Genomic DNA, 23,021 nt, shown 5'->3' on the forward strand with positions numbered 1-23,021 from the left:
CAGGCGGGGCCGGGCAGGCCTGGTTCCACGCTACGCCGGGTGACCCCAAGGCTGGGCAAAATCCTTAGAGGAAAGGGAAGTTGACCGTCACCACGGAGCGTTGCGGGCGGCGCTCGCCCGGGGCGGGGGACTGGCTGGAGACCTTGCCGGTGCCGAACAGGTTGACGCCGCTGCTCTGCATCGCGAACCCGGCCGCCTGCAGCGCCTTCGCGGCGTCGTCCTTGGACATCCCGGTGACGTCCGGGACGGGCACCATGCCCTTGCTGACCACCAGCGACACCGGTGTGTTCTCCGGCACCTGCTGTCCGGCCACCGGCGAGCTGCTGATCACCGAGCCCTCCGGCACGGTGTCGTTGTACGTCTCGGTGACACCGCCGCGTGCCAGCTGGACCCCGGTCAGGGCGGCGGCGGCCTGCTCGGCGGGCCGGCCGACCAGCTCGGGCACCGCGATCCGCTTCGGGCCCCGGGAGACGGTGACACCGACCGCGTCGCTCTTGCGGGCCCGCGCCCCGACCCCGGGATCGGTGGAGATCACCTGCCCGGCCGGGACGCTCTCGCTGTACACCTCGCTGAACCGCCCGTGCATCCCCGCGCCGTCCAGGATCCGCTGCGCCTCGGCCCGGTCCTTGCCGATCACGCCGGGCACCGTCGCGTACAGCGCGCCGGAGAGCGCGTAGGTGGTGCCGCCGACCAGCAGTACCAGGGCGGCCAGCACGGAGGTCCAGATCAGCGGCTTGCGCGGGAGGCGGCGCCACGGGCCGCGGCGTCGGGTGCGCACCGGCGGCGGCTCGTCGTACGGGCGCGGCTCGGTGAGCAGCTGGTCCATCACCTCCGGCGGGACGTCCAGCACGCTGGTGCGCTCGACCGGCGGCGCCACGACGGCCGGCCGGATCACCGAGGTCGGCTCATTGGTCGGGTACTGCGGGCTGGGCCGGGTGGAGGCGGGCGGCTCGGCGTCCAGCTGGGCCGGGGTGAGCGCGCGGCGGGCCCGCTGGAGGGCGGCCAGCAGCTCGACCGCGTCGTACGGGCGGGCCTGGGGGTCACGCGCGCAGGCCGCGGCCACTATCGCGTCCAGCTCGGGGACGACGCCCGGCACGGTCAGCGACGGCGCCGGGACGTCCTCGTGCAGGTGCCGGTACATGACCTGGACGGGGTTCTCGCCGGTGTGCGGGCGGTGGCCGGTGAGCATCTCGTACAGCAGGATGCCGGCCGCGTAGACGTCCACCCGCTGGTCGGTCCCGGCGCCGGGGCGGATCTGCTCGGGGGCCAGGTAGGAGACGGTGCCGAGGACGGTGCCGGTGGTCGCGGTGCCGGAGCTCGCCTGGCCGTCGCCGGCGTTCAGCACCCGGACCAGGCCGAAGTCGGCGACCTTGACCAGGCCGCCGTCGGTGATCAGCACGTTCTCGGGTTTGACGTCGCGGTGGACCAGGCCGGCCCGGTGGGCGGCGCCGAGCGCGGCGAGCACCGGCTCCAGGACGTCCAGGGCGGCCCGGATGGACAGCGCGCCCCGGTCCCGCAGCAGGTCGCGCAAGGTCCGGCCGGGGACGTACTCCATCGCGAGGAACACGTTGGCGCCGTCCGCGCCCTGGTCGAAGACGTTGACCACGTTGGGGTGCGCGAGCCGGGCCACCGCCTTGGCCTCGCGGATGAACCGGCCGGTGAAGTCCTCGTCGCCGGCGAGCGAGGGGTGCATCACCTTGACCGCCACGACCCGGTCCAGCCGGGTGTCGGTGCCCCGGTAGACGGTGGACATCCCGCCGGCCGCGATGCGCTGCTCGACCCGGTACCGGCCGTCGAGCAGGGTACCGATCAGGGGGTCGTGCAATGCCATGTCCACCCGGCGAGTCTAGTGCTCGGGCCGGCGCCGGCCCCGGGAGGCAGCGCTCCCGGGGCGGTCTGTGCCCGGCTTGTGACACGCCGCTGGGTCCGTCCTCAAGCGCCCCGCAGACGGGAGTCCGAAGGCGGACCCCAGAACGCCGGGCGCTCGCGGGTGTCCAGGTCGGCCCGGCCGGCCATCGCCGAGGAGGCCTCGGCGTGGAAGCGGCGCGGGATCCGGCCCGCCCGGTGGGCGAGCCGGCCGGCCTCGACGGCGTGCCGCATCGCGTCGGCCATCAGCACCGGCTCCTGGGCACGGGTCACCGCCGAGGCGAGCATCACCGCGGCGCAGCCCAGCTCCATCGCCAGGGCGACGTCCGAGGCGGTGCCGGCGCCGGCGTCCAGGATCACCGGGACGCCGGCGCCCTCCACGATCAGCTGGAAGTTGTGCGGGTTGCGGATGCCCAGGCCGGAGCCGATCGGCGAGCCCAGCGGCATGATCGCCGCACAGCCGACGTCCTCCAGCTTCCGGGCCAGTACCGGGTCGTCGTTGGTGTAGGGCAGGACGGTGAAGCCGTCGTCGACCAGTGTCTCGGCCGCGTCCAGCAGCTCGATCGGGTCGGGCAGCAGGGTCCGCTCGTCGGCGATGACCTCCAGCTTCACCCAGTCGGTGCCGAGCGCCTCGCGGGCCAGCCTGGCCGTCAGTACGGCCTCGCCGGCGGTGAAGCAGCCGGCCGTGTTGGGCAGGACGCGGATGCCGTTGCGGGTCAGTACGTCCAGGACGGAGCCCTGGGTGGTGGCGTCGACCCGGCGCATCGCCACGGTGGTCAGCTCGGTGCCGGAGACCCGCAGCGCCTGCTCCAGGACCTCCAGGCTGGGGGCGCCGCCGGTGCCCATGATCAGGCGCGAGCCGAAGGCCGTCCCGGCGATGGTGAACACGTCGTCGGCCATGGTCAGCCTCCCTGGACGGCGGTGAGGATCTCGACCCGGTCGCCGGCGGCCAGCTGGGTCAGCGGCCACGAACCGCGCGGCACCACGGCCTCGTTGAGCGCGGCGGCGACGCCGGAGTTGGCCCGGCTGAGGGTGGTCACCACCTCGGCCAGGGTGGTGGCGGCGGGCACCCGGCGGGGCTCGCCGTTGACGGTGAGTTCGATCTCGCTCATGCGGGGACCTTCGTGGTGAAGCGGGTGGGGGAGAACGGCGCGGCGAGCTCGGGCGTCGTGCCGGTGACCAGGTACTCGGCGATCAGGTCGGCCGTCACCGGGGTGAGCAGCACGCCGTTGCGGTAGTGGCCGGTGGCGGCGACCAGGCCGGGCAGGGCGGTCGGCCCGAGCAGCGGTGCGTTGTCCGGCGAGCCCGGGCGCAGCCCGGCGGAGGTCTCCACCAGGGGCAGCTCGGTGATGCCGGGGACCAGCTCGTGGGCGTCGCGCAGCAGCTCGTACACCCCGCCGGCGGTGACGGTGGTGTCGTAGCCCTGCTCCTCGCTGGTCGCGCCGATCACCAGCTCGCCGTTCTCGCGCGGCACCAGGTAGAGGTGCTGACCGCGCACCACCGCGCGGACGTTGCGGGAGAGGAACGGCCGGTAGGCCGGCGGGATCCGCAGCCGCAGGATCTGGCCCTTCACCGGGCGGATCGCCGGCAGCACGCCCTCGGGCAGGCCCGGCAGCAGATGACTGCGGGAGCCGGCGGCGAGCACGACCCGGTCGGCGGTCAGGGTCTGCGCGGTGCCCAGCCGGACGCCGACGGCCCGGCCGTTCTCGACCAGCAGCTCGGTGGCCTCGGCGCGGTGCAGCCGCACGTCCGCCCGCTCGCAGGCGAGGACCAGGGCCCCGGCCAGCCGGCGGCCGTCCACCTGGTGGTCGTCGGTGACGTGCAGGCCGCCGCGGACGCCCGGGGCGAGCATCGGCTCCAGCTTGCGGGCCTCCCGGCCGGTGAGCCACTGCGAGTCGAGGCCGAGCCGCCGGTGGAAGGCGTGCAGTTCGCGCAGTTCCTCGCGGTCGTCGGAGTCGAGGGCGACGGCGACGGTGCCGCACTGGCGGTAGCCGGTGTCCTGGCCGCCGGAGGCCTCGCCGAGCTCGGCGGCGAAGGCCGCGTACCGCTCGTTGGAGGCCATCCCGAGGCGCAGCAACGGCTCCTCGCCGTACTGGAGTTCGGTGACGGGGGCGAGCATGCCGGCCGCCACCCGGGCGGCGCCGCCGCCCGGGTCCGGGTCGACCACCACGATGTTCTTCACCCCGCGCCGGGCCGCCCGCCAGGCGACGGCGAGGCCGATGATGCCGCCGCCGACGACCAGGACGTCGGCATGGGTGTCCGCTGCCAAGCGTGTCAAAGTCGCTGCTCTCCCTTCGCCGGTATGACCCGGATCAGGTTCGGACGGTCGCAGGCCGTGTGAGCCCGCCTCTCAGCCCGGTCCGCCGGGCTCCCGTGATGGTGCCCCCACCATAACTCCGGGGGTTGTCGCCGCCGAAGGCGCGTACGAGGGGTGGACGGCGGGGTGGACGGCGGGCCACCCGGCGGGTCGGGCGCGAGGGCCGACGGCCCTCTGGTGCCCCGGGCGGGCGCCAGTACAGTGACGGGCGTGGCAGAGCTGAGCGGGACGGATCAGGTGGTCGTGGTCGGGGCCGGGCTGGCCGGGGCGCACTGCGCCGCGGGCCTGCGGCGGGGCGGCTGGCGGGGGCGGATCGTCCTGGTCGGCGAGGAGCCGCACCAGCCGTACGACCGGCCGCCGCTCTCCAAGGAGGTGCTGCTCGGCAAGGCCGACGCCACCCCGCTCGACCTCGACCTCGCGCAGCTGGGCGTCGAGCTGCTCACCGGCCGCCGTGCCACCGGTCTCACCCCCGGCGTGCTGCGCACCGACGGCGGCGACCTGCCGTACGACGCCCTGGTGCTCGCCACCGGCGCCACCCCGCGCGCGCTGCCCGGCGCCGAGCGCGCCCATCTGCTGCACACCCTGGACGACGCGCTGGCGCTGCGCGCCCTGCTCCGCCCGGGTCTTCGCCTGGTCCTGGTCGGCGCGGGCTGGATCGGCGCCGAGGTGGCCACCGCCGCCCGGGCGGCCGGCTGCGAGGTCACCGTCGTCGAGGCGGGCCCGGCGCCCGTCCCCGGCGCACTGCCGGCCGGGATCGGCCGGGCGATGGCGGCCTGGTACGCGGAGGCCGGCGTGGAGCTGCGCTGCGGGGTCGGGGTCGCGGCGGTCGAGCCCGGCGCGGTGCTGCTGGCGGACGGCTCGCACCTGCCCGCCGACGAGGTCGTGGTCGGCATCGGCGCCCGCCCGGCCACCGACTGGCTGGCCGGCTCCGGAGTCGGGCTGGACGCCGCCGGCGCCGTCCTGGTGGACGAGCGGCTGCGCACCACCCTGCCCGGCGTCTACGCGGCCGGCGACTGCGTGAGCTACCCGTCGGCCCGCGCCGGCGCCCGGCTGACCGTCCAGCACTGGGACCACGCGCTGCAGTCCGGCGGGGCGGCCGCCGCCGCCGTGCTCGGCGCGGACCTGCCGTACGACCCGGTGCCGTACTTCTGGTCGGAGCAGTTCGGCCGGATGGTGCAGTACGCCGGGCGGCACGGCGAGGGCGACGAGCTGCTCTGGCGCGGCTCACCGCAGGACCGCTCCTGGGCGGTGCTCTGGCTGCGCGACGGCGCGCTGCGCGCCCTGTTGACGGTGGACCGCCCGCGCGATCTGACCCAGGGCCGCCGACTGGTCGAGCGCGCGGCGGTGCTCGATCCGGTGCGGGCGGCGGACCCGGCGGTGGCGCTGAAGTCGGCCGTCGCGGGGTAGCCCCGGCGGCGGATTGGTGCGCGGCGGGCCGTGGAGGTGGCAGTCTGGTGACGTGAGTGAGATCGAAAGCAAGATTGAAGCCCTGGTCACCGAGTGGATGTACCTGCCCGACATCTCGGAGCAGTGGGGGGTCCGGGTCACCGAGGTGCGCGACCTGGTCAAGAACGGCGGGCTGATCGCCGTCCGGCGCGGCCCGAACAGGTCGCTCCAGGTGCCGGCCGCGTTCATCGACGGCCCGGGCCTGGTCAAGCACCTGTCCGGCACCCTGACGGTGCTGCGCGACTGCGGGTACAACGACGTGGAGATCCTGGAGTGGCTCTTCACCGAGGACCCGTCGCTGCCCGGCAGCCCGATCCAGGCGCTGCAGGAGAACCGTGGCACCGAGGTGAAGCGCCGCGCCCAGGCGATGCTGATCTGATGGCGGCGGACACGCCGCGCCGGCGGTTCGCCGACGCCCGGCTCTACCTGTGCACCGACGCCCGCCGCGAGCAGGGCGACCTCGCGCAGTTCCTGGACGCGGCGCTGGCCGGCGGGGTGGACGTCGTCCAGCTCCGCGACAAGGGCCTGGAGGCCAAGCAGGAGCTGGCGGCGCTGGAGGTCTTCGCCGACGCCTGCCGCCGCCACGGGAAGCTGCTCGCCGTCAACGACCGCGCCGATGTCGCGCACGCGGCCCGGCCCGACGTGCTGCACCTCGGGCAGGACGACCTGCCGGTGCCGGCCGCCCGGGCGATCCTCGGCGAGGACGTGCTGATCGGCCGCTCCTGCCACGCCGAGTCCGAGGTGGACGCGGCGATCGCCGAGCCCGGCGTGGACTACTTCTGCACCGGCCCGGTCTGGCCCACCCCGACCAAGCCGGGCCGTCACGCGCCCGGCCTCGGCCTGGTCGCCTACGCGGCGAAGCGGACCACCGACCGGCCGTGGTTCGCCATCGGCGGCATCGACCTCGACAACCTGGACGAGGTGCTGGCGGCCGGCGCGAGCCGGGTCGTGGTGGTGCGCGCCATCACCGCCGCGGACGACCCGCAGGCGGCGGCCGCCGCGTTCGCCCGGCGGCTGCGGGCGGTCTGACCCGGACGGCCGCCGCCGTCCCCGGCGGCCCGGGCAGCCGGTCCCGGGCCGCGGGTTCCCGGACCCGCGGTCGGAGCCTCCGGCACCTCAGGGGTGGACGCCCCCGTGCCGGAGGCTCTCAGTACTTGCGGACGGTGGCGGCCTCGGCCAGCGCCAGCAGCGCCTCGCGGGCCCGCTCGTCGGCCAGCGGCGCCGCCTCCAGCGCGGCCAGCGACTGCCGCATCAGCTCCTCGATCCGCTGCTCCACCCGCTCGGGCGCGCCGCTGCGCCCGACCAGCTCGCGCAGCCGGGCCACCTCCTCGGGCGCCAGGTCCGGCGCGCCGAGCCGCTCGTCCAGATGACGGGCGTCGGCCGCGGGCAGCCCCCGCATCGCGTGCGCGACCAGCAGCGTCCGCTTGCCCTCGCGCAGGTCGTCCCCGGCGGGCTTGCCGGTGACCGCCGGGTCCCCGAAGACGCCGAGCAGGTCGTCCCGCAGCTGGAACGCCTCGCCCAGCGGCAGCCCGAACGCCCCGTACGCCTCGACCAGCTCCGGCCCGGCGCCCGCCAGCAGCGCGCCGACCTGCAGCGGCCGCTCGATCGTGTACTTGGCCGATTTGTAGTGCAGCACGGTCCGCGCCCGGTCCAGCGCGCCCTCGTCCGTGGAGTCCCCGGCGACCGGCTCCAGGACGTCCAGGTACTGGCCGACCATGACCTCGGTGCGCATCAGGTCGAACACCGGCTTGGCGGCCAGCACGGCGGCCGGGTCCAGGCCCGAGCGCAGGAACAGCTCGTCGCACCAGATCAGCAGCAGGTCGCCGAGCAGCACCGCCGCCGAGGCGCCGAACTGCTCGCGGTCGCCGCGCCAGCCGCTCGCCCGGTGCAGCGCCTCGAAGCGGCGGTGGACGGAGGGCAGGCCGCGCCGGGTGTCGCTGCGGTCCATCAGGTCGTCGTGGACCAGCGCGCTGGCCTGCAGCAGCTCCAGGGCGGCCGCGGCGTGCGCGATGCCCTCGCCGTCGGCGGCGCCGCCGGCGCCGCGCCAGCCCCAGTAGCAGAACGCCGGGCGCAGCCGCTTGCCGCCGTCCAGCAGGAAGTCGCGCAGTGCCTCGACGGCGGGCGTCAGCTGCGGGGAGATCTTCCCCAGCAGGGCCGACTGGCCGTCCATGAACCCGGCGAGGGCGGCGTTGACGCGCTCGCGCACGTCCTCCACGTCAATCGGGTTGGCCGGCCGGTTGCTGGACGAGGTCACGATGAGGCTCCGGAGGTTTCGCTGGGGGTGCGGCAAGCGTAGCCGGGCGGACGCGAACGGCTGTACGGACGAGGCCCGGCATCCGGTCGTGCGACAAGCGGAATGTCGTCCATCGATTGTCTCAATACCTGGAACCGGGTTGTCCGTGCCCTTGAGCCGACGGTTAACCTGCCACCATGGCACTAGGCATCGCTACCACCAGAACAGACCGCGCTTCGACGGTCCGCGAGCTTCTGGCGGCCGGCAAGCGGTCCTTCTCCTTCGAGTTCATGCCCCCGCGCACCGAGGTCGGCGAGCACCGCCTCTGGGACGCCATCCGCCGCCTCGAACCGCTCGACCCAAACTTCGTCTGCATGACGTACGGAGCCGGCGGCTCCTCGCGCGAGCGCACGGTCAACATGGTCGGTCGGATCGCCACCGAGACCACGCTGACCCCGGTGGCCCACCTGACCGCGGTGGACCACTCGGTCGCCGAGCTGCGCAACATCATCGGCCACTACGCCGACCAGGGCGTGCGGAACGTCCTCGCCGTGCGCGGCGACCCGCCCGGCGACCCGACGGGCGAGTGGGTGAGCCACCCGGAGGGCGTCACCTACGCCTACGAGCTGGTGGAGCTGATCAAGGGGATCGGCGACTTCTGCGTGGGCGTCGCCGCCTCGCCGAACATGCACCCGCGCTCGACCGACTGGGACGAGGACATCCGGCACTTCGTGGCGAAGATCCGCTCCGGGGCCGACTACGCGATCACCCAGATGTTCTTCGAGGTCGACGACTACCTGCGGCTGCGCGACCGCGTCGCGGCCGCGGGCTGCGAGGCGCCGATCATCCCGGAGATCATGCCGGTCACCAACGCCAAGCAGCTGGAGCGCTTCCCGCAGCTGAGCGGGTCGGCCTTCCCGGTCGACCTGGAGGAGCGGCTGCGGGGCGCCATCGACGACCCGGCGGCGCTGCGCGCGATCGGCATGGAGCACGCCACCGCGATGTCCGAGCGGCTGCTGGCGGAGGGCGCCCCCGGGCTGCACTTCATCACGCTCAACCACTCGACCGCGACGCTGGAGATCTACCAGAACCTCGGCCTGCACCAGCGCTGATCGGGCCGCCGTTCCCGGCCGGCCCGGCCCACGGACGGGCCGGGAACGCAATGCGGTACCCGGGCCGTTCAACCGGTACAGTCGCCGCACACGCGCGGCGCGCGCGGGCACGACTGGAGGTAGCGGGCGGATGGGCATCGGATACCTGCTGCTGTACGCCGCGTTGGCGGTGGTGGCGCTCTGGCTGCTGGCCGAGCTGCTGCTGCAGAACCGCGCCCCGGTGCACTGGCGCGCGCTCGCCCTGGCCGGCTTCCTCGGGGTGTCCGCCGGGATGGCGGCCGGCTCGGTCGTGGTGATCGGCGCGGGCGCCGCGCTGTTCGCGCTCGGCCAGACCCTCGTCACCCTCTCCGTGAAGCGCGGCTACGCGGCCGGCTGGTCGCTGCGCCGGGCCGACGGCGGCCTGCCCGGCCCGCTGGCCAAGGTGCCCCTGCTGGCCGCGCTGACCGGTGGCGCGGCGGTGGCCACCGCGGTGGCGGCCGACCGGATCGGCACGGTCAGCGCGGTCGAGGAGACCCCGGTGCCGGTCGCGGTGACCGAGGACGTCCCGGCCGTCGAGCAGACCGCCGCCTTCGAGATGCAGGAGCTCGCCGCGGACGGCGTCTACGCCCCCGGCTACTACGAGCAGCAGCCCGCCCCGCAGGCCCAGCCCGACCCGTACGCCGAGGCCTACCAGGCCGGCTACGACGCCCCGCAGCAGCAGCCCGTCTGGGACGCGAACGCCCAGCAGCAGTGGCAGACCCAGCAGCAGCCGGCCTTCGCCTACGACCAGGGCTACGGCACCTACCAGCAGCAGCCGGACCCGTACGCGGGGTACCAGCAGCAGCAGGTGGACGCGTACGGCGCCTTCCAGCAGCAGCACGGCCAGCAGCAGCCCGACCAGTACGGCTACGACCAGCAGGCCCAGCAGCAGTGGCAGCAGCCGCAGCAGCAGTTCGACCAGCAGCAGGCCCAGCAGCCCCAGCAGGGCATCCCGCAGCAGCCCGGCTACGACTACGGCTACCAGCAGCAGACCACCTGGCAGCAGCAGGGCTGAGCCCGCTCCCCGGACCGCTGTTCGGACCGCTCGGGCGACTTCTCAGGCCGCCGCTTCAGGCCGGGCCGATGAGGTTGGCCGCGATGCAGGCCGACATGCCGACCCGGGCCAGCCCGCCGCCGGGGTGGGCCGCGCCGCCCACCAGGTAGAAACCGGGCGCCTCCTCGGTCGGGGCCTGCAGGTAGGCGCCGCGCGCGCCGGCCAGCGCGGGCAGCGGGACGGAGCCGAAGAAGGACCCGGTCTCCCGCTCGGTGTCCGCGGGGGTGCGCACCACCCGCCAGAGCACCCGTTCGCCGAGGCCCAGACCGGCGGCGTCCACGTGCGCGACCATCCGGTCGGCGAAGCGGTCGGCAACGCCCGGAGCGGTCCAGTCGAGCCCCATCGCCGGGGTCGTCGCGGTGAGCACCACGGCCTCGTGACCCACGGGGTGCAGCGAGGCGTCGTCCGGACGCAGCACCTGGACGGTCGGCCGTTCCGCGAGCGGGGTGCCGGCGCCGAAGATCCCGTCCAGTTCGGCGGCGCGGTCCGCGGCGTGCACCACCGTCCGGTGCGCGGTGCCGGCGGGACGCTCCCCGCGCAGCGCGAGGAGCACCACGACGCGGCCGGGGGCGTCGTGCAGCCGCTGCATCGACGACGGCCAGTCGTCCTGGGAGCCGGCCGTGCCGAGGTACTCGGAGAACACCACCCGGGCGTCCATCGCGGAGACCACCACGTCGGCGTCGATCCGGCCGGCCGTGGTCTCGACGCCGCACGCCCGGCCGTCCGCTTCCACCACCTCCTCGACCCGGGTGTCGAAGCGGAACTCCACCCCGCGCTGCTCGCACCGCCGGTACACCGCGTCGGCCAGCGCGCGGATGCCGCCCCTGACGTACCAGACGCCGAAGGACTGCTCCATGTACGGCAGTACGGTGGCCCCGGCCGGCGCGGTGCGCGGGTCGAAGCCGAAGCGCAGGGCGTGCTCGTGCAGCAGGGCGGTCAGCCCGTCGTGGCCGCCGAGCTGCCGGGCGGCGACGTCGGCGAGGGTCCACGGCTTGGCGCCGAACAGGCGGGCGAGCAGGCCGGGCGCGGGCGGCGCCGCCGGGTACGGGTCGGTGCGCAGCGGCCCGGGGTCGGCCGGGAGCGGTTCCTCCAGCAGCGGGCGGCGGGTGGCCTCCCAGACCGTGCGGCCGTCGTTCACGACCTCGGCCCAGCGGGCGCCCGAGCCGGCGCCGAACGCCGCGTCCAGGGCCTGGATCACGCCGCCGCGGGACGCGTTGGGCAGCAGCAGGTCGGTGCCGTCGGGGAACAGGTGCCGGCTCTCCGGGTCCACCGGGGCCAGCTCGACCAGCTGTTCCAGCGGCTCCCGGCCGGTCTTCAGCGCGAGGTCGCGGTAGACGGCCGGGAGGGTGAGCAGCCCGGGCCCGGTGTCGAACGCGAAGCCGTCGCGCTCGTACCGGCCGACCATGCCGCCGTACGTCCCGCCCGCCTCGCAGACCGTCACCCGGTGGCCGAGGGTCGCCAGCCGGGAGGCCGTCGCGAGCCCGCTCATTCCTGCGCCGATGATGACGATCCGTGCCATGGACCGCATCCTACGGCCGGGGTACGGGCACCCTCTCGGCCGGTCGTACGCCCGCCGCACGGGCGGCCCGGCGCTCGCGGCGGCGATCCCGGAAGCGGCGGATCCGGCTGATCGCGAACCAGACCAGCAGCAGGCCGACGGCCAGCAGCACGGCGGCGATCGAGGCGGCCAGCCACGGGTGGAAGATCGCCAGGGTGACCAGTGCGGCGACCGAGACGTCCTCGGCCAGGCTCACCACGATGTTGCTGGCCGGTTCGGGCGAGGTGTTGACCGCCATCCGCAGCGAGGCCTTCACCAGATGGCTGACCAACGCGGTGGTGCCGCCCATCGCCCCCGCCGCGACCTCGCCCAGCGAGCCCGGGTCGGCGCTCGCCAGCAGCGCGCCGACGGTGGCGCCCGCGATCGGGCGGACCACCGTGTGGACGGTGTCCCAGAGGCTGTCCACGTACGGGATCTTGTCGGCCACCGCCTCCAGCAGGAACAGCACCGCGGCGGCGACCAGCACATCGGTGCGCTCCAGTGCGGGCGGCACCGACTCGGCCCCGGCGAACCGGCCCAGCAGCCCGAGGAGCAGCACCACCGCGTACGCGTTGATCCCGCTCGCCAGTCCGCTGGTGAAGATCAGCGGAACGATCGTCATCCGTTCCTCCTCGTGGCGCCCGCCGGGATCCGCCCGGCTCGCCGTACCGTACCGGGACGCCGGTCGGGCGGCCGCCGGTTCCCGCCCCCGCGGAACTGAGTACGGATACTCAGAAGCCCGGTTGAGTAGTTGAGCGGATGGCCTCCGACCTGCGGAGACGGGACAGTAGTGACACCGGGACGGCGGCGCGTCGGGCGCTGCGGCCCCGGGACGGCGGACAGGTGCCGTCCAGCGGGCACGGGGGCCGCGGACGTCACCGGTGAGTCCGCACCGGAGCCGGTCGCAGGCCGCGCACCGCCGACACGGGGCGGCGGAGCGGGGTCAGGGGGACCGGCGACCCGGAGGGGGTTGCGAAGCGGCGACCGTGGGGGGCGGCGCTTCGGCGGGGCGCGGGGCGGTGGGGCGCAGGGCCGGCGGGAGCCGGCCGGCGGACCGCCGCCCGCACGCGTGTCCGCGGCCGGAACGGGTGTGCACCGCCGCACGGCCGCATTGTCAGTGGCCCCGGTCACGATGGAGGAGCACGGACCACCCGGTCCGTGCGCTGCCTCGGACCGGGGGAGACCATGACCATCAGCCGTCCTGAGCCCGTCACCACCCGCCTCCACTCCGCCGCGCACCGACCGGACGCCCACCGCCCCGCCGCCGGGGACGTCCATCCGGTGGTGCGTCGGGTCGCCGCTCCGCCCGCCGCCCTCGACCTGCTCGCGGACGCGCACCGCACCCTCGCCGGGGCCCGCGCCCGGGAGGACCCGTTGGAGCGGTACGCCGCCGCCCACCTCGCCGCGCTGCGCACCGTCGCGGCGGTGCTCGCCGCGCGTGGCCGGCCGGAGAAGAGCCCCCGGCGCCGCCAGGCCATCCGCAGCGCCTGGGAGGTGCTGCCCGAGATCGCCCCGGAGCTCGCCGAGTGGGCGGTGTACTTCGCGGCCGGCGCCCGCCGCCGGGCCGCCGCCGAGGCCGGGATCCGGGGCGCCGCCTCGGCCCGCGACGCCGACGACCTGATCCGCAACTCCGCGCTCTTCCTCCGGCTGGTCGAGCGGCTGCTCGGCCTGCGTTCGACGCCGCCCGCCCCGCGACTGCCGCCGGACGACGGAGAGGGCGACGGCCACGACCCGGCCCCGCGGCGGTGACGGCCGGAGCGGCCCGGCCCCCGGCCCGGACAGGGCCTAAGGTGGAGGCATCCTGATCGATCTGCACGTGCCAAGGAGCCCGACCTTGTACCCGACGCGTCCCCGCAGCGCCCTGCGTACCGCCGTGGTGTGGGAGGTGGTGCGGGCAGCCCTGGAGAAGCGGGCGGCCGAGCTGGACCAGCCCGTGCTAGACGTGGTCGACACCGGCGGCGGCACCGGCAACTTCGCGGTGCCGGTCGCCCGGCTCGGCCACCGGGTGACCGTGGTCGACCCGAGCCCCGACGCGCTGTTCGCGCTGGAGCGCCGGGCCGCCGAGGCCGGTGTCACCGACCTGGTCCGCGCCGTCCAGGGCGACACCCAGACGCTGCCCGAGCTGGTCGCCCCCGGCACCGTCGACGCGGTGCTCTGCCACGGGGTGCTGGAGGTCGTGGACGACCCGGCCGAGGCGCTCGGCAGCCTGGCCGGCACCCTGCGCCGCGGCGGCTTCGTCAGCCTGCTGGCCGCGAACCGCAACGGCGCGGTGCTGGCCCGCGCGCTCGGGGGCCACTTCACCGACGCCCGCACCGTCCTGGAGGCCGCCGACGGCCGCTGGGGCGCGAGCGACCCGATGCCGCGCCGCTTCACCGGCGAGGAGCTCGACCGGCTGGCCGTCGGCGCCGGCCTGCGGGTGGACTCGGTGCACGGCGTCCGGGTCTTCGCCGACCTGGTGCCCGGGGTCCTGGTGGACACCGAGCCGGGTTCGCTGGAGGCGCTGCTCAAGCTGGAGGCGGCCGCCGCCGAGCAGCCGGCCTTCCACGCCGTGGCCACCCAGCTCCACCTGCTGGCCACCCTGGCCTGACCCCGGCGTCTCCCACGGTTCTCCGGCCGGTCTCCTCGTCGTCTGCGCCGAAGCTCCCCAGGTCCCGGCCGATTCCACCGGCTCGGGCACTTGTCCGGGACCGGCCGCGTTGAGCACTGTGCGGCCCGGACCGCCCGGTACGGCCCGGCCCTCGCGTGGCCGACCACCCCGCAACGGGCCCGTGGACCGTATGATCTGGGTAAAGCCGGAAAGCATGACAGCCGGATGCATGGGGCATATGGACGACACGGGCCTGGGCCCCCGTACAGGCGTCCGACCGCGTGTTCTGAAGGCTGATTGGACTTTGCCACCCCGACCGGGGCGGCGGACCGGTCGCACCGGCGACCGACGAGTAGGAGGACTCCGTGCCGCTCTCGGAGCACGAGCAGCGACTGCTCGACCAGATGGAGCGAGCGCTGTATGCCGAAGATCCCAAATTCGCGACGGCGCTCGAGGGAACCGGCCTGCGCACCTACACACGTCGGCGGGTCTACCTGGCCGTCGGTGGCTTCGTGGTGGGCATCGGCCTGCTGATGGGCGGCATGGTCGTCCCGGACCAGATCTGGGTCAGCGTGGTCGGGTTCCTGGTGATGCTCGGGTGCGCGGTCTTCGCCGTCACCGGCTGGCGCCGCGGGCCCGCGGGCCAGGCCTCCGGCCCCCGGCCGGCTGCGGCGCCGCGCCGCAAGGCGGGGGTGATGGACCGGGTGGAGCAGCGCTGGCAGCGCCGCCGGGACGAGCAGACCGGCGGCTTCTGAGCCACCGGCCGCACCGAGGAACACCGCGAGGGCGGGCAGTCGATCCGACTGCCCGCCCTCGCGTTTCGTGTGCGCCCGGTGTCGGCGTTCCGTGTGCGTCCCGTGTCAGGACGCCTCGCGGTCCCCACTCTTGCGGCGGCGCAGCCGCTCCCGGCCCCGGCGCAGCGGCGCGGCCGCTCGGGAGACCCGGCCGCGTGCCGCGAGCCGGGCCGCCAGCACCGCGTCCGAGAGCTGCCACCAGAGCTTGGCCGAGGACGGCGGCAGCAGCACCGCCTTCGTCCGGCCGGCCCGGCCGGCGCCGGCCCGCAGGCCGTTCCGGGCGGTCCGGACGTCCGCCGCCACGGGCGTGGACACCTCGGCCGAGCGGGCGTAGAGCACCCGCTCGGTGGCCAGGGCGACCCGCCCGGCGGCGGCCGCCGAGGCCTCGTCGAGCTCGGCCGCCTCGGCGATCCGGCGGACGGCGGCGCGCGGGGTGCGCGACTCGTCCGGCGGGATGCCGAGGTCCCAGGCGGAGTCGATCAGCTCGTCCCAGGCGGCCAGCACCTGCGCGTCGGTCGGCTCGGTCGGGCCGTCCCCGCCGGGCCGGCGTCGCCCGGCCGCACCGAGCCGGCGGCGGCGCAGCAACTCCCGCCAGACCATCGGGGTGAGCAGCAGGGCGAGCACCAGCAGCACCGCGGCCAGGGTGGTGAGCACCTGCCAGGAGAGCAGCCACGAGTCCTCGTGGGCGCCGGCCGCGGCCTTGCCCGTGTCCCCGCACTCACCCATGCGGCGCAGCTTGGGGTCGCAGTCGCTGCTGCTGGAGGGCGCCGCGACCGGGGCGGTGCTCTGCGCGGCGGCGCTCGGCTGCTGGGTCGGTGCGGTGGTGGGCGCCGCGACCGGCTCGGTGTAGCGGGGCTGCACGCCACGGGTCGGCGTGGGCTCGAAGCGCAGCCAGCCGAAGCCCTGGAAGTACAGCTCGGGCCAGGCGTGGTACATCAGGCCGTTCACCGAGTAGCGGTCGCCGCCCTTGGCGTCGCCCGGGGTGAAGCCGACCGCGACCCGCGAGGGGATGCCCAGGGTGCGGGACATCGCCGCCATGGTGGAGGCGAAGTGCACGCAGAAGCCCTTGCGGTCGCGCAGGAAGTCCGCGATCGCGGTGCTGCCGGTACCGGCCTTGATCTTGGTGTTGTAGGAGAACTCGGGACCGGTGAACCAGTCCTGCAGCGCGAGCGCCCGGTCGTACGCGTTGGACGCGTTCCTGGTGATGTCCTGGGCCTTCTCCCGGACCACCGGCGGAAGGTCCTTGGGCAGCTCGGTGTAGTGCTCGACGAGCCTGGGCGGTACCGGCCCCGCGCTGCGCAGCTCGGCCGCGGTGGGCCGGACGTCGTAGGCGGTGGCCTTGTAGCGCAGGCCCTTGATCGCCTTGTCCTTGGTGGAGAGCACCGTGCCGGTGAGGGTGTCCACCTTCCAGTCGCCGGGGTTGGGGACGCTGACGCCGCTGGCCGGGTAGGGCATCGGGAGCCAGCTCGACTCCAGCTTGTCGGTGGCCTGGAAGTCGCCCTGCTCCGTCGGGATGTCGGTCTTCGCCAGGCCCTCGGGCGCGAGGAGGCCGTCCTTGAGGTCGGTCGTCGCGGGGTTGCTGAGCTTCCACGCCGTGCCGTCGAACTGGTCCAGCGAGCCGGTGCGCAGGTACGCGGTGTCCGCGAGGCTGCTGTCCATCCGGTAGGTGAGCAGCTCGACGTCGCTGGGGGCGGCCAGGGCGGCCTCCAGGGTGACCATCGGATCGAGGGTGGTGACGCCTCCGGCGCCGATGCCGCCCGAGCCGCCGGCCGAGCCGGTGTGGACCAGGCCGCCCTCCCAGCGCGGCAGGAAGGCCGGCACCAGCAGGGCCAGCGCGAGCGCCAGGACACCGATCCGCTGGCCGCCCTGGCTGAGCGTGCCGGAGCCCTCGCCCTGGCGAGTGCCGCGGAAGACCCGGCCCCAGCGGGAGACCCGGTCCTGCCCCTCGGCGAAGAGCAGCACCAGGTAGCCGGCGGCGGCGAGGCCGAACCAGACCCAGCTGCCGCCGTCGCCGGCCAGCCCGTTGCCGACCGAGTAGAGCGCCAGCAGCGGCAGCCCGGCCAGCGCGGAGCGCCGGTAGGTGACCGCGACGGTGTCCACCGCGATGGCGATCAGACCGACGGAGCCGACCAGGATCAGCCGCAGGCCCGGGTCGGGCGGCGCGGGGATGGCGTACTCCTGGATGTCGTCCAGCCCGCTGCGCAGGACCTGCCCGAGGGTGTGCACCGACTCGGGGCCGGGCAGCACGCCGCCCCAGAGGGCGGTGGAGCTCGCGAAGCCGACCAGCAGCAGCACGAACAGGACGAGCAGCTGCCCGAGCGGCACCGTCCAGCGGTAGAACGGGGTCCGGCGCAGACCCGCGCCGGCTGCCGCGACCACCGCGATCACCAGGTAGGCGTGGGTGATCCAGCCCTTGGTGGTGAGCAGCGGGATCAGGCAGAGCGCGGCCAGGGCGGTGGCCAGCGCCGAGTACACGGTCAGTTTGGCCCGGGTGGTCACGCGCCGGCCTCATCTCGGTAGGGGGAGGGCGACTCAGTCCGGTCGGCGGCCTGCCAGAGCTCCGGCGCGGAGTCCCCGGCGCGGACCGGCAGGACGGTCCAGCCGGCCTCGCGCAGCTGCCGCACCCGGTCGCGGAACTCCTCCCCGCCGGTGTCGGGCGCGAGCATCCGCAGGCCGGCCCAGGTGCCGGTGTCGAGCAGGAAGACGACGGCGCCGCCGGTGCGGCCCCGCAGTCGGGCCAGCCGGGCGGTCTGGGCCTCGTCCAGGTCGCCGAGGACGGCGACCAGCAGGCCCTCGCCGGAGTTGCGCAGGGGCTCCTCGGCGCGGGAGAGCCCGCCGCCGTCGGAGAGGTCGACCACCGCGAGCGCGTCCAGGATCTGGCCGGAGGCGTCGGCGGCGGTGTTCCCGCCGCCGGCGGCCGGGCCGGGTACGCAGTGGCCGGTGTCGGTGAGCAGCCGGGTCTGGTAGCCGAGCTCCAGCAGGTGCACGGAGACCGAGGCGGCGCAGCTGACCGCCCATTCGAAGGAGGACGCCGGGCCGCTGCCGCGGTGGCCGGTCTCCCGGGTGTCCAGCAGGACGGTGGCCCGGGCCTTCTTCGGCTGCTCCTCGCGCCGGACCATCAGCTCGCCGTACCGGGCGGTGGACTTCCAGTGCACCCGGCGCAGGTCGTCACCGGGCCGGTACTCGCGCAGGATGACGTCGTCGTCACCGGCCAGCGCCAGGGTGCGGGTGTGGCTCTCGCCCTGGCCGACCCACTCGCCGCTGAGCCGTACGTGCGGCAGCCGCTGCACCTGCGGCACGACGGTGAGCACGTCGGCGGCGGTGAAGGAGCGGTTGACCTCGCACATCCCGAACGGGTCGGAGAGCCGCAGCTGGAGCGGGCCGAGCGGGTAGCGGCCGCGCAGGTCGGAGCGGACCCGGTAGGAGACCTCGCGGTGCCCGTGCGGCTCGACCCGGTCCAGCACGAAGCGCGGGCGCGGCCCGAGCACGTACGGGACCTTGTCCTCCAGCAGCAGCAGGCCGGTGGGCACCCGGGAGACGTTGTCCACCCGCAGGTGGACCCGGGCCTCGTGGCCGGCGACGGCGCGGCGCGGGCTGAGCCGGCGTCCGCTGGCCACCCGGTAGCGGGTGTTGGCCAGCAGCAGGGCGGCGGCCAGCGGCAGCGCCGCCAGCAGGACGCCGACGCGCAGCAGCGCGTCCTGGTCGAGCAGGTAGGCGCAGACCACCGAGGTGGCCCCGGCGGCGAGGAAGGAGCGGCCCCGGGTGGTGAGGCCGTTCAGGCCGGCGCGCAGGCCCGACGGTGCGTCGGACGGTCCCACCTCAGCCCCTCCGCAGGGCCGGGCCGGCCTGGCCCTGCGGGCGCGGCAGCGGCAGCCGGGCGACCAGGTCGGCCACGATCTGCTCGGAGGTGCGGCGGCTCAGCTGGGTCTCGGCGGTCGGCATCAGGCGGTGGGCGAGCACCGGGACGGCCAGGCGCTGGATGTCGTCCGGGGTGACGTAGTCGCGTCCGTCCAGCGCGGCGGCGGCGCGGGCGGCCCGGACCAGGTGCAGGGTGGCGCGCGGCGAGGCGCCCAGGCGCAGCTCGTGGCTGGTGCGGGTGGCGCCGACCAGGTCGACGGCGTAGCGGCGGACCGGGTCGGCGATGTGCACGGTGCGCACCAGGTCGATCAGCTTGAGGATGTCGGAGGCGTGCGCGACCGGCTGGAGGTCCTCCAGCGGGCTGGCGCCGCCGTGCACGTCGAGCATCGCGAACTCGGCCTCGGGGCTCGGGTAGCCGATCGAGATCCGGGCCATGAAGCGGTCCCGCTGGGCCTCCGGGAGGGGGTAGGTGCCCTCCATCTCGACCGGGTTCTGGGTGGCGACCACCATGAACGGCGAGGGCAGCTCGTAGCTGGTGCCGTCGATGGTGACCTGGCGCTCCTCCATCGACTCCAGCAGCGCGGACTGGGTCTTCGGCGAGGCCCGGTTGATCTCGTCGCCGACCACGATCTGGGCGAAGATCGCGCCCGGGCGGAACTCGAAGTCGCGCTGGTGCTGGTCGAAGATGTTGGTGCCGGTGACGTCGGAGGGCAGCAGGTCCGGAGTGAACTGGATGCGTCGCACCGTGCAGTCGACGGACCGGGCCAGCGCCTTGGCCAGCATGGTCTTGCCGACGCCGGGGACGTCCTCCAGCAGCAGGTGGCCCTCGGCGAGCAGGACCGTCAGCGCGATCCGGACGGCCTCCGGCTTGCCCTCGATCACGCTCTCGATGTTGGCCCGGACCCGCTCCACCACGGCGGCGAGCTCGGGCAGGCCGACCGGGCGGTAGCCCTGCGCCCCCTGGTCGCTCCCCGCGCGACCTTCGAGACCGGCCTGATCGTTGTAGCTCGTCACCCGTACGCTCCCTGGCACACTGCGCCCGCCTCACCCCGAGGCGGGCCCCCACCCCATGCTGGACGCGGCTCCTCCGGGAGCGGTTCCGTGGCGGGAGCCGGTGCCGGGGTGGGGCCTGCGGCTGGCCGCCCCAGGTGGTTCGGGGTCCGACCGGCAGGCGCATTCTCCCCCGGGCGGTGGCCAGAAGTCACCACCCGGCCGAAAGCGCCCGGGAAGCCGTGGGGTGGCGGGGCACCCGGTCGGGAGCGGGGGAGTGCGGCGGAGGGGTTCCGGCGGGGCCCGGACGTCGTTGGCCGGGCCGGAAGCGGCCGGTGGGGGGTGGGTCAGGCGATCTCGCGGAGCAGCCCGGTGTGGACGTCGAAGACGAAGCCCCGGACGTCGTCGGTGTGCGGCAGGAAGGGCGAGGTGCGGACCCGCTGCATGGACTGCCGGACGTCGCTGTCGAGGTCGACGAAGGCCTCGACCGCCCACTGCGGACGCTGGCCGACCTCCAGCTCCAGCTCGCGCCGGAAGTCCTCGGTGAGGCCGAGCAGACCGCAGCCGGTGTGGTGGATCAGGGCGACCGAGCGGGTGCCGAGGGCGCGCTGGCTGATGGTGAGCGAGCGGATGGTGTCGTCGGTGACCACGCCGCCGGCGTTGCGGATGACGTGGGCGTCGCCCAGTTCGAGGCCGAGCGCGGCGAACAGGTCGAGTCGGGCGTCCATGCAGGCGACCACGGCGATGCGCTGGACGGGTCGGGCGTCCATGCCGCCGTCGCGGAAGGTCACCGCGTACTCGCGGTTGGCCGCCACGAAGCGGTCGATGATGTTCGGTTCGGTGGTGTCGGCAGCGGCTGTCGGCGTGGGCCGGTCGGGGGTCACTGTCATGGTGAAGACGTTAGTGCGATTTCGGCGTCCGTGGTGGGGCCGAGGGCTACAGAGCGGGCGGCTGTGACCGAGTGCATATCGACAACGGGGCGGGATCGCGGACGGGCCGGTGAGGTGTTCCGGGCGGGTTTGTCCGGCCTCGTCGGGGTCGGGGCGCGCGGCCGCGCCGCGCGACCTCCGGGCGGCGCCCCCGACGGCCCGTCGGACGGCCGCGACCTGCGGTGATCCGTACCGCCGCCCGGGTGGTGCGCCGGAGCGGACCATTGACTGACGGGGTGTCCGCGATAGAGTTGCGGCGCAGTGGAGCACACTCGCCGAGGCCCGTCAACCGGGCGTTTTCCGGCCGGTGCGACGGCCGACGCGGCCGGTGGCCTCCACCCGCTCCGTGCCACCTGGCGCACCTTCCCCGGCGCCGGGCGGTCACGATCTTCCCCCTGAGCGGGCGGGGACCACGGGCCGCGTCCCGGCCGCCGGCGGCTGCCACCCGCCGCCCCAGGCGCCGACTCCGGCACACAGTGGGCCAAAATGGTCGGAGCTCCCGGACGTCGGGCTGCTTCGCACCGAAGAAGGGCGCCACCGCGCATGAGCACCAACGATCCGGCCCCCAAGCACGTCCCCGTGATGTTGCAGCGGTGCATGGACGCGCTGGCCCCGGCGATCTCGCAGCCCGGCGCCGTGGTGGTGGACGCCACGCTCGGCCTCGGCGGGCACAGCGAGGCCCTGCTGACCCAGTTCCCGGAGGTCCGGCTGGTCGCGGTGGACCGCGACCCGGCGGCCCTGAAGCTCTCCGCCGAGCGGCTGGCGCCGTTCGGCGACCGGGCCACCCTGGTGCACGCCGTCTACGACGAGATCCCCGAGGTGCTGGAGCGCCTGGACATCCCCCGGGTGCAGGGCGTCCTGTTCGACCTCGGCGTCTCCTCGATGCAGCTGGACGAGGCCGAGCGCGGCTTCGCCTACTCCCAGGACGCCCCGCTGGACATGCGGATGGACCAGACCCGGGGCCTGAGCGCGGCCGAGGTGCTGAACACCTACAGCCACGGGCAGCTGGCCAGGATCCTCAAGGTGTACGGCGAGGAGCGGTTCGCCGGGAAGATCGCCTCGGTGATCCTGCGCGAGCGGGAGAAGGAACCGTTCACCAACAGCGCGCGTCTGGTCGATCTGGTGCGCAACGCCATTCCGGCCGCCACCCGCCGTACCGGCGGGAACCCGGCCAAGCGCACCTTCCAGGCGCTGCGGATCGAGGTCAACGGCGAGCTGGAGGTGCTGGACCGGGCGATCCCGGGTGCGCTGGAGGCGCTGGCGCTGGGCGGGCGGATCGTCGTGATGTCCTACCAGTCGCTCGAGGACCGCCTGGTCAAGCAGTACCTCGCGGCGGGCGCGACCACCACCGCCCCGCCGGGGCTGCCGTTCGTCCCGGAGGAGCACCAGCCCTGGCTGAAGCTGATCACTCGCGGTGCCGAGCTGGCCACCGAGGCGGAGATCGAGGAGAACCGGCGCGCCGCGCCCGTGCGGCTGCGGGTGGCGGAGAGGATCAGGGACCGAAGCACCCGGGGCTGACCAGGTTCGCGGGGCGGGTCCGAAGGGCGGAGGAGACAGCGTGGGGCCGTTGGCCGGAGGCGGGGCGGGGAGCGCGGTGCTCCCCGGGCAGGGCGGCAGGGCGCGGATCACGGTCCGGCCGGGGCGGCGCCCAGTACGGGGGAGGACGCCGTTCGCGGTCCTGGTCGTGGTCCTGCTCGCGGCCGGGCTGCTCGGACTGCTGGCCCTGAACACCGCACTCAACGAGGGCTCCTTCGAGCTGTCCAGACTCCAGCGGCAGACCACCGTGCTCACCGACGAGCAGCAGGGCCTGCAGCACCAGATCGACCAGAACTCCGCGCCGGACGCGCTCGCCCGCCGGGCCGCCGAGCTCGGCATGGTGCCTGCCGGGGGGATGGCCTTCCTGGACGTCCCGAACGGCGGCAAGGTGCTCGGTACGCCCGGACCGGCCCAGGACAGCCCCCCGGTGAAACGGTCCACCACCGAACCGTGGCCCGGGAAGCAGCCGTCGCCGAGCACCCAGCCGGGTGCCCCGGCCGCTCCGGCGCCCGGCGGTGACACCACCGTCCAGATCAATCCGGCCGCTCCGGCCGCTCCCGTTCCCGCCGGTTCGCCGGCCGCGCCCCAGCCGGCGCCGACCACGACCGGAGGTGCGGGCCGATGAGCGAGCGAGTCGTCAGAGGGTGCGCGTTGCGTGAGGCGCTTGCCGAGTGTGGCGGGGTGGGCGCATGAGTGAGCGGAGCGAGCGAGTCATCGGAGGGTGCGCGTTGTGCGAGGCGCTTG

General features: G+C 75.0%; 21 protein-coding genes and 1 riboswitch. Of the genes, 10 read left to right on the forward strand and 11 right to left on the reverse strand.

Translation table 11 applies throughout. From position 1 onward, the window contains the following. Positions 1-64 precede the first annotated feature (64 nt). The 4 genes from pknB to thiO all read right to left on the reverse strand — a co-directional run bounded on the left by pknB (position 65) and on the right by thiO (position 4,135). Positions 65-1,831, reverse strand: a complete 1,767-nt coding sequence (gene pknB / locus ACFVYI_RS01610) for a Stk1 family PASTA domain-containing Ser/Thr kinase (protein ID WP_387880520.1) — start codon at positions 1,829-1,831, stop codon at positions 65-67. 101 nt (positions 1,832-1,932) lie between these two features. After that, positions 1,933-2,766, reverse strand: coding sequence for a thiazole synthase (locus tag ACFVYI_RS01615; protein WP_387880276.1), 834 nt, complete (start codon positions 2,764-2,766; stop codon positions 1,933-1,935). A 2-nt stretch (positions 2,767-2,768) separates the two neighbouring features. Next, positions 2,769-2,978 (reverse strand): sulfur carrier protein ThiS, encoded by a 210-nt coding sequence (gene thiS / locus ACFVYI_RS01620; RefSeq protein ID WP_387880277.1) that lies wholly within the window; start codon positions 2,976-2,978, stop codon positions 2,769-2,771. Continuing rightward, entirely contained in the window at positions 2,975-4,135 is a 1,161-nt protein-coding gene (gene thiO / locus ACFVYI_RS01625; protein ID WP_387880279.1) for a glycine oxidase ThiO, read from the reverse strand. The genes thiS and thiO overlap by 4 nt, the downstream gene beginning before the upstream one ends. Positions 4,136-4,138: 3 nt before the next feature. Then, a riboswitch (TPP riboswitch) is annotated at positions 4,139-4,251 on the reverse strand. A 133-nt stretch (positions 4,252-4,384) separates the two neighbouring features. Between thiO and ACFVYI_RS01630 the strand changes: the two genes are divergently transcribed. The 3 genes from ACFVYI_RS01630 to thiE are packed head-to-tail and all read left to right on the forward strand — an operon-like array spanning position 4,385 to position 6,658. Next, positions 4,385-5,590 (forward strand): NAD(P)/FAD-dependent oxidoreductase, encoded by a 1,206-nt coding sequence (locus tag ACFVYI_RS01630; RefSeq protein ID WP_387880282.1) that lies wholly within the window; start codon positions 4,385-4,387, stop codon positions 5,588-5,590. Positions 5,591-5,642: 52 nt separating this feature from the next. Next, on the forward strand, positions 5,643-6,008 hold the full coding sequence (locus ACFVYI_RS01635) for an Rv2175c family DNA-binding protein (RefSeq protein ID WP_360628143.1): 366 nt from the start codon (positions 5,643-5,645) through the stop codon (positions 6,006-6,008). After that, on the forward strand, positions 6,008-6,658 hold the full coding sequence (gene thiE / locus ACFVYI_RS01640) for a thiamine phosphate synthase (RefSeq protein WP_387880284.1): 651 nt from the start codon (positions 6,008-6,010) through the stop codon (positions 6,656-6,658). Before ACFVYI_RS01635 ends, thiE begins: the two co-directional genes overlap by 1 nt. A gap of 118 nt (positions 6,659-6,776) precedes the next feature. Here the strand turns inward: thiE and ACFVYI_RS01645 are convergent, their stop codons facing one another. After that, entirely contained in the window at positions 6,777-7,883 is a 1,107-nt protein-coding gene (locus tag ACFVYI_RS01645; protein WP_387880286.1) for a polyprenyl synthetase family protein, read from the reverse strand. 176 nt (positions 7,884-8,059) lie between these two features. Here ACFVYI_RS01645 and metF point away from each other — a divergent pair, with 176 nt between their 5' ends. Together metF and ACFVYI_RS01655 are read left to right on the forward strand one after the other, a co-directional pair. Beyond that, entirely contained in the window at positions 8,060-8,974 is a 915-nt protein-coding gene (gene metF, locus ACFVYI_RS01650; RefSeq protein WP_360628152.1) for a methylenetetrahydrofolate reductase [NAD(P)H], read from the forward strand. A 130-nt stretch (positions 8,975-9,104) separates the two neighbouring features. Beyond that, positions 9,105-10,007, forward strand: coding sequence for a hypothetical protein (locus ACFVYI_RS01655; RefSeq protein ID WP_387880288.1), 903 nt, complete (start codon positions 9,105-9,107; stop codon positions 10,005-10,007). A gap of 55 nt (positions 10,008-10,062) precedes the next feature. Here the strand turns inward: ACFVYI_RS01655 and ACFVYI_RS01660 are convergent, their stop codons facing one another. Then, the gene (locus tag ACFVYI_RS01660) at positions 10,063-11,565 is read right to left on the reverse strand and encodes a phytoene desaturase family protein (RefSeq protein ID WP_387880290.1); all 1,503 of its coding nucleotides are present in this window, start codon (positions 11,563-11,565) and stop codon (positions 10,063-10,065) included. 10 nt (positions 11,566-11,575) lie between these two features. Beyond that, complete coding sequence (locus ACFVYI_RS01665; protein WP_387880293.1) at positions 11,576-12,205, reverse strand: DUF4126 domain-containing protein; 630 nt, start codon at positions 12,203-12,205, stop codon at positions 11,576-11,578. 563 nt (positions 12,206-12,768) lie between these two features. Here ACFVYI_RS01665 and ACFVYI_RS01670 point away from each other — a divergent pair. The 3 genes from ACFVYI_RS01670 (at position 12,769) to ACFVYI_RS01680 (ending at position 14,925) form a co-directional block, all read left to right on the forward strand. Beyond that, positions 12,769-13,332, forward strand: coding sequence for an SAV_6107 family HEPN domain-containing protein (locus tag ACFVYI_RS01670; RefSeq protein WP_387880296.1), 564 nt, complete (start codon positions 12,769-12,771; stop codon positions 13,330-13,332). An 85-nt stretch (positions 13,333-13,417) separates the two neighbouring features. Beyond that, the gene (locus ACFVYI_RS01675) at positions 13,418-14,170 is read left to right on the forward strand and encodes a methyltransferase domain-containing protein (protein ID WP_387880299.1); all 753 of its coding nucleotides are present in this window, start codon (positions 13,418-13,420) and stop codon (positions 14,168-14,170) included. Between the two features lie 365 nt (positions 14,171-14,535). Further along, on the forward strand, positions 14,536-14,925 hold the full coding sequence (locus tag ACFVYI_RS01680; RefSeq protein WP_329487266.1) for a DUF3040 domain-containing protein: 390 nt from the start codon (positions 14,536-14,538) through the stop codon (positions 14,923-14,925). Between the two features lie 105 nt (positions 14,926-15,030). Here the strand turns inward: ACFVYI_RS01680 and ACFVYI_RS01685 are convergent, their stop codons facing one another. From ACFVYI_RS01685 to ACFVYI_RS01700, 4 genes are all read right to left on the reverse strand, one after another. Further along, a complete protein-coding gene (locus tag ACFVYI_RS01685) occupies positions 15,031-17,463 on the reverse strand; it encodes a transglutaminaseTgpA domain-containing protein (RefSeq protein ID WP_387880301.1) in 2,433 nt (810 codons plus the stop codon). Then, the gene (locus ACFVYI_RS01690) at positions 17,460-18,782 is read right to left on the reverse strand and encodes a DUF58 domain-containing protein (RefSeq protein WP_387880302.1); all 1,323 of its coding nucleotides are present in this window, start codon (positions 18,780-18,782) and stop codon (positions 17,460-17,462) included. Before ACFVYI_RS01690 ends, ACFVYI_RS01685 begins: the two co-directional genes overlap by 4 nt. A 1-nt stretch (position 18,783) precedes the next feature. After that, complete coding sequence (locus ACFVYI_RS01695) at positions 18,784-19,836, reverse strand: AAA family ATPase (RefSeq protein WP_387880305.1); 1,053 nt, start codon at positions 19,834-19,836, stop codon at positions 18,784-18,786. Positions 19,837-20,159: 323 nt separating this feature from the next. Next, a complete protein-coding gene (locus ACFVYI_RS01700) occupies positions 20,160-20,702 on the reverse strand; it encodes a beta-class carbonic anhydrase (protein WP_387880307.1) in 543 nt (180 codons plus the stop codon). Positions 20,703-21,284: 582 nt separating this feature from the next. Here ACFVYI_RS01700 and rsmH point away from each other — a divergent pair. Both rsmH and ACFVYI_RS01710 read left to right on the forward strand, forming a co-directional pair. Continuing rightward, positions 21,285-22,259 (forward strand): 16S rRNA (cytosine(1402)-N(4))-methyltransferase RsmH, encoded by a 975-nt coding sequence (gene rsmH, locus ACFVYI_RS01705; RefSeq protein WP_387880310.1) that lies wholly within the window; start codon positions 21,285-21,287, stop codon positions 22,257-22,259. A 40-nt stretch (positions 22,260-22,299) separates the two neighbouring features. Further along, positions 22,300-22,902: a cell division protein FtsL gene (locus ACFVYI_RS01710; RefSeq protein WP_387880313.1), complete on the forward strand. Its 603-nt coding sequence runs from the start codon at positions 22,300-22,302 to the stop codon at positions 22,900-22,902. The last annotated feature ends 119 nt before the right edge of the window (positions 22,903-23,021 follow it).

This window comes from Kitasatospora sp. NPDC058218 (assembly GCF_042882445.1).
Taxonomy (GTDB): Bacteria; Actinomycetota; Actinomycetes; order Streptomycetales; family Streptomycetaceae; genus Kitasatospora.

Coding starts and splice junctions, on each gene's coding strand:
- metF (WP_360628152.1), top strand. CDS start 8,060: ATGGCACTAGGCATCGCTACCACCAGAACAGACCGCGCTTCGACGGTC.
- ACFVYI_RS01665 (WP_387880293.1), bottom strand. CDS start 12,205: ATGACGATCGTTCCGCTGATCTTCACCAGCGGACTGGCGAGCGGGATC.
- ACFVYI_RS01700 (WP_387880307.1), bottom strand. CDS start 20,702: ATGACAGTGACCCCCGACCGGCCCACGCCGACAGCCGCTGCCGACACC.
- ACFVYI_RS01660 (WP_387880290.1), bottom strand. CDS start 11,565: ATGGCACGGATCGTCATCATCGGCGCAGGAATGAGCGGGCTCGCGACG.
- thiS (WP_387880277.1), bottom strand. CDS start 2,978: ATGAGCGAGATCGAACTCACCGTCAACGGCGAGCCCCGCCGGGTGCCC.
- ACFVYI_RS01670 (WP_387880296.1), top strand. CDS start 12,769: ATGACCATCAGCCGTCCTGAGCCCGTCACCACCCGCCTCCACTCCGCC.
- ACFVYI_RS01615 (WP_387880276.1), bottom strand. CDS start 2,766: ATGGCCGACGACGTGTTCACCATCGCCGGGACGGCCTTCGGCTCGCGC.
- thiE (WP_387880284.1), top strand. CDS start 6,008: ATGGCGGCGGACACGCCGCGCCGGCGGTTCGCCGACGCCCGGCTCTAC.
- pknB (WP_387880520.1), bottom strand. CDS start 1,831: ATGGCATTGCACGACCCCCTGATCGGTACCCTGCTCGACGGCCGGTAC.
- ACFVYI_RS01655 (WP_387880288.1), top strand. CDS start 9,105: ATGGGCATCGGATACCTGCTGCTGTACGCCGCGTTGGCGGTGGTGGCG.
- rsmH (WP_387880310.1), top strand. CDS start 21,285: ATGAGCACCAACGATCCGGCCCCCAAGCACGTCCCCGTGATGTTGCAG.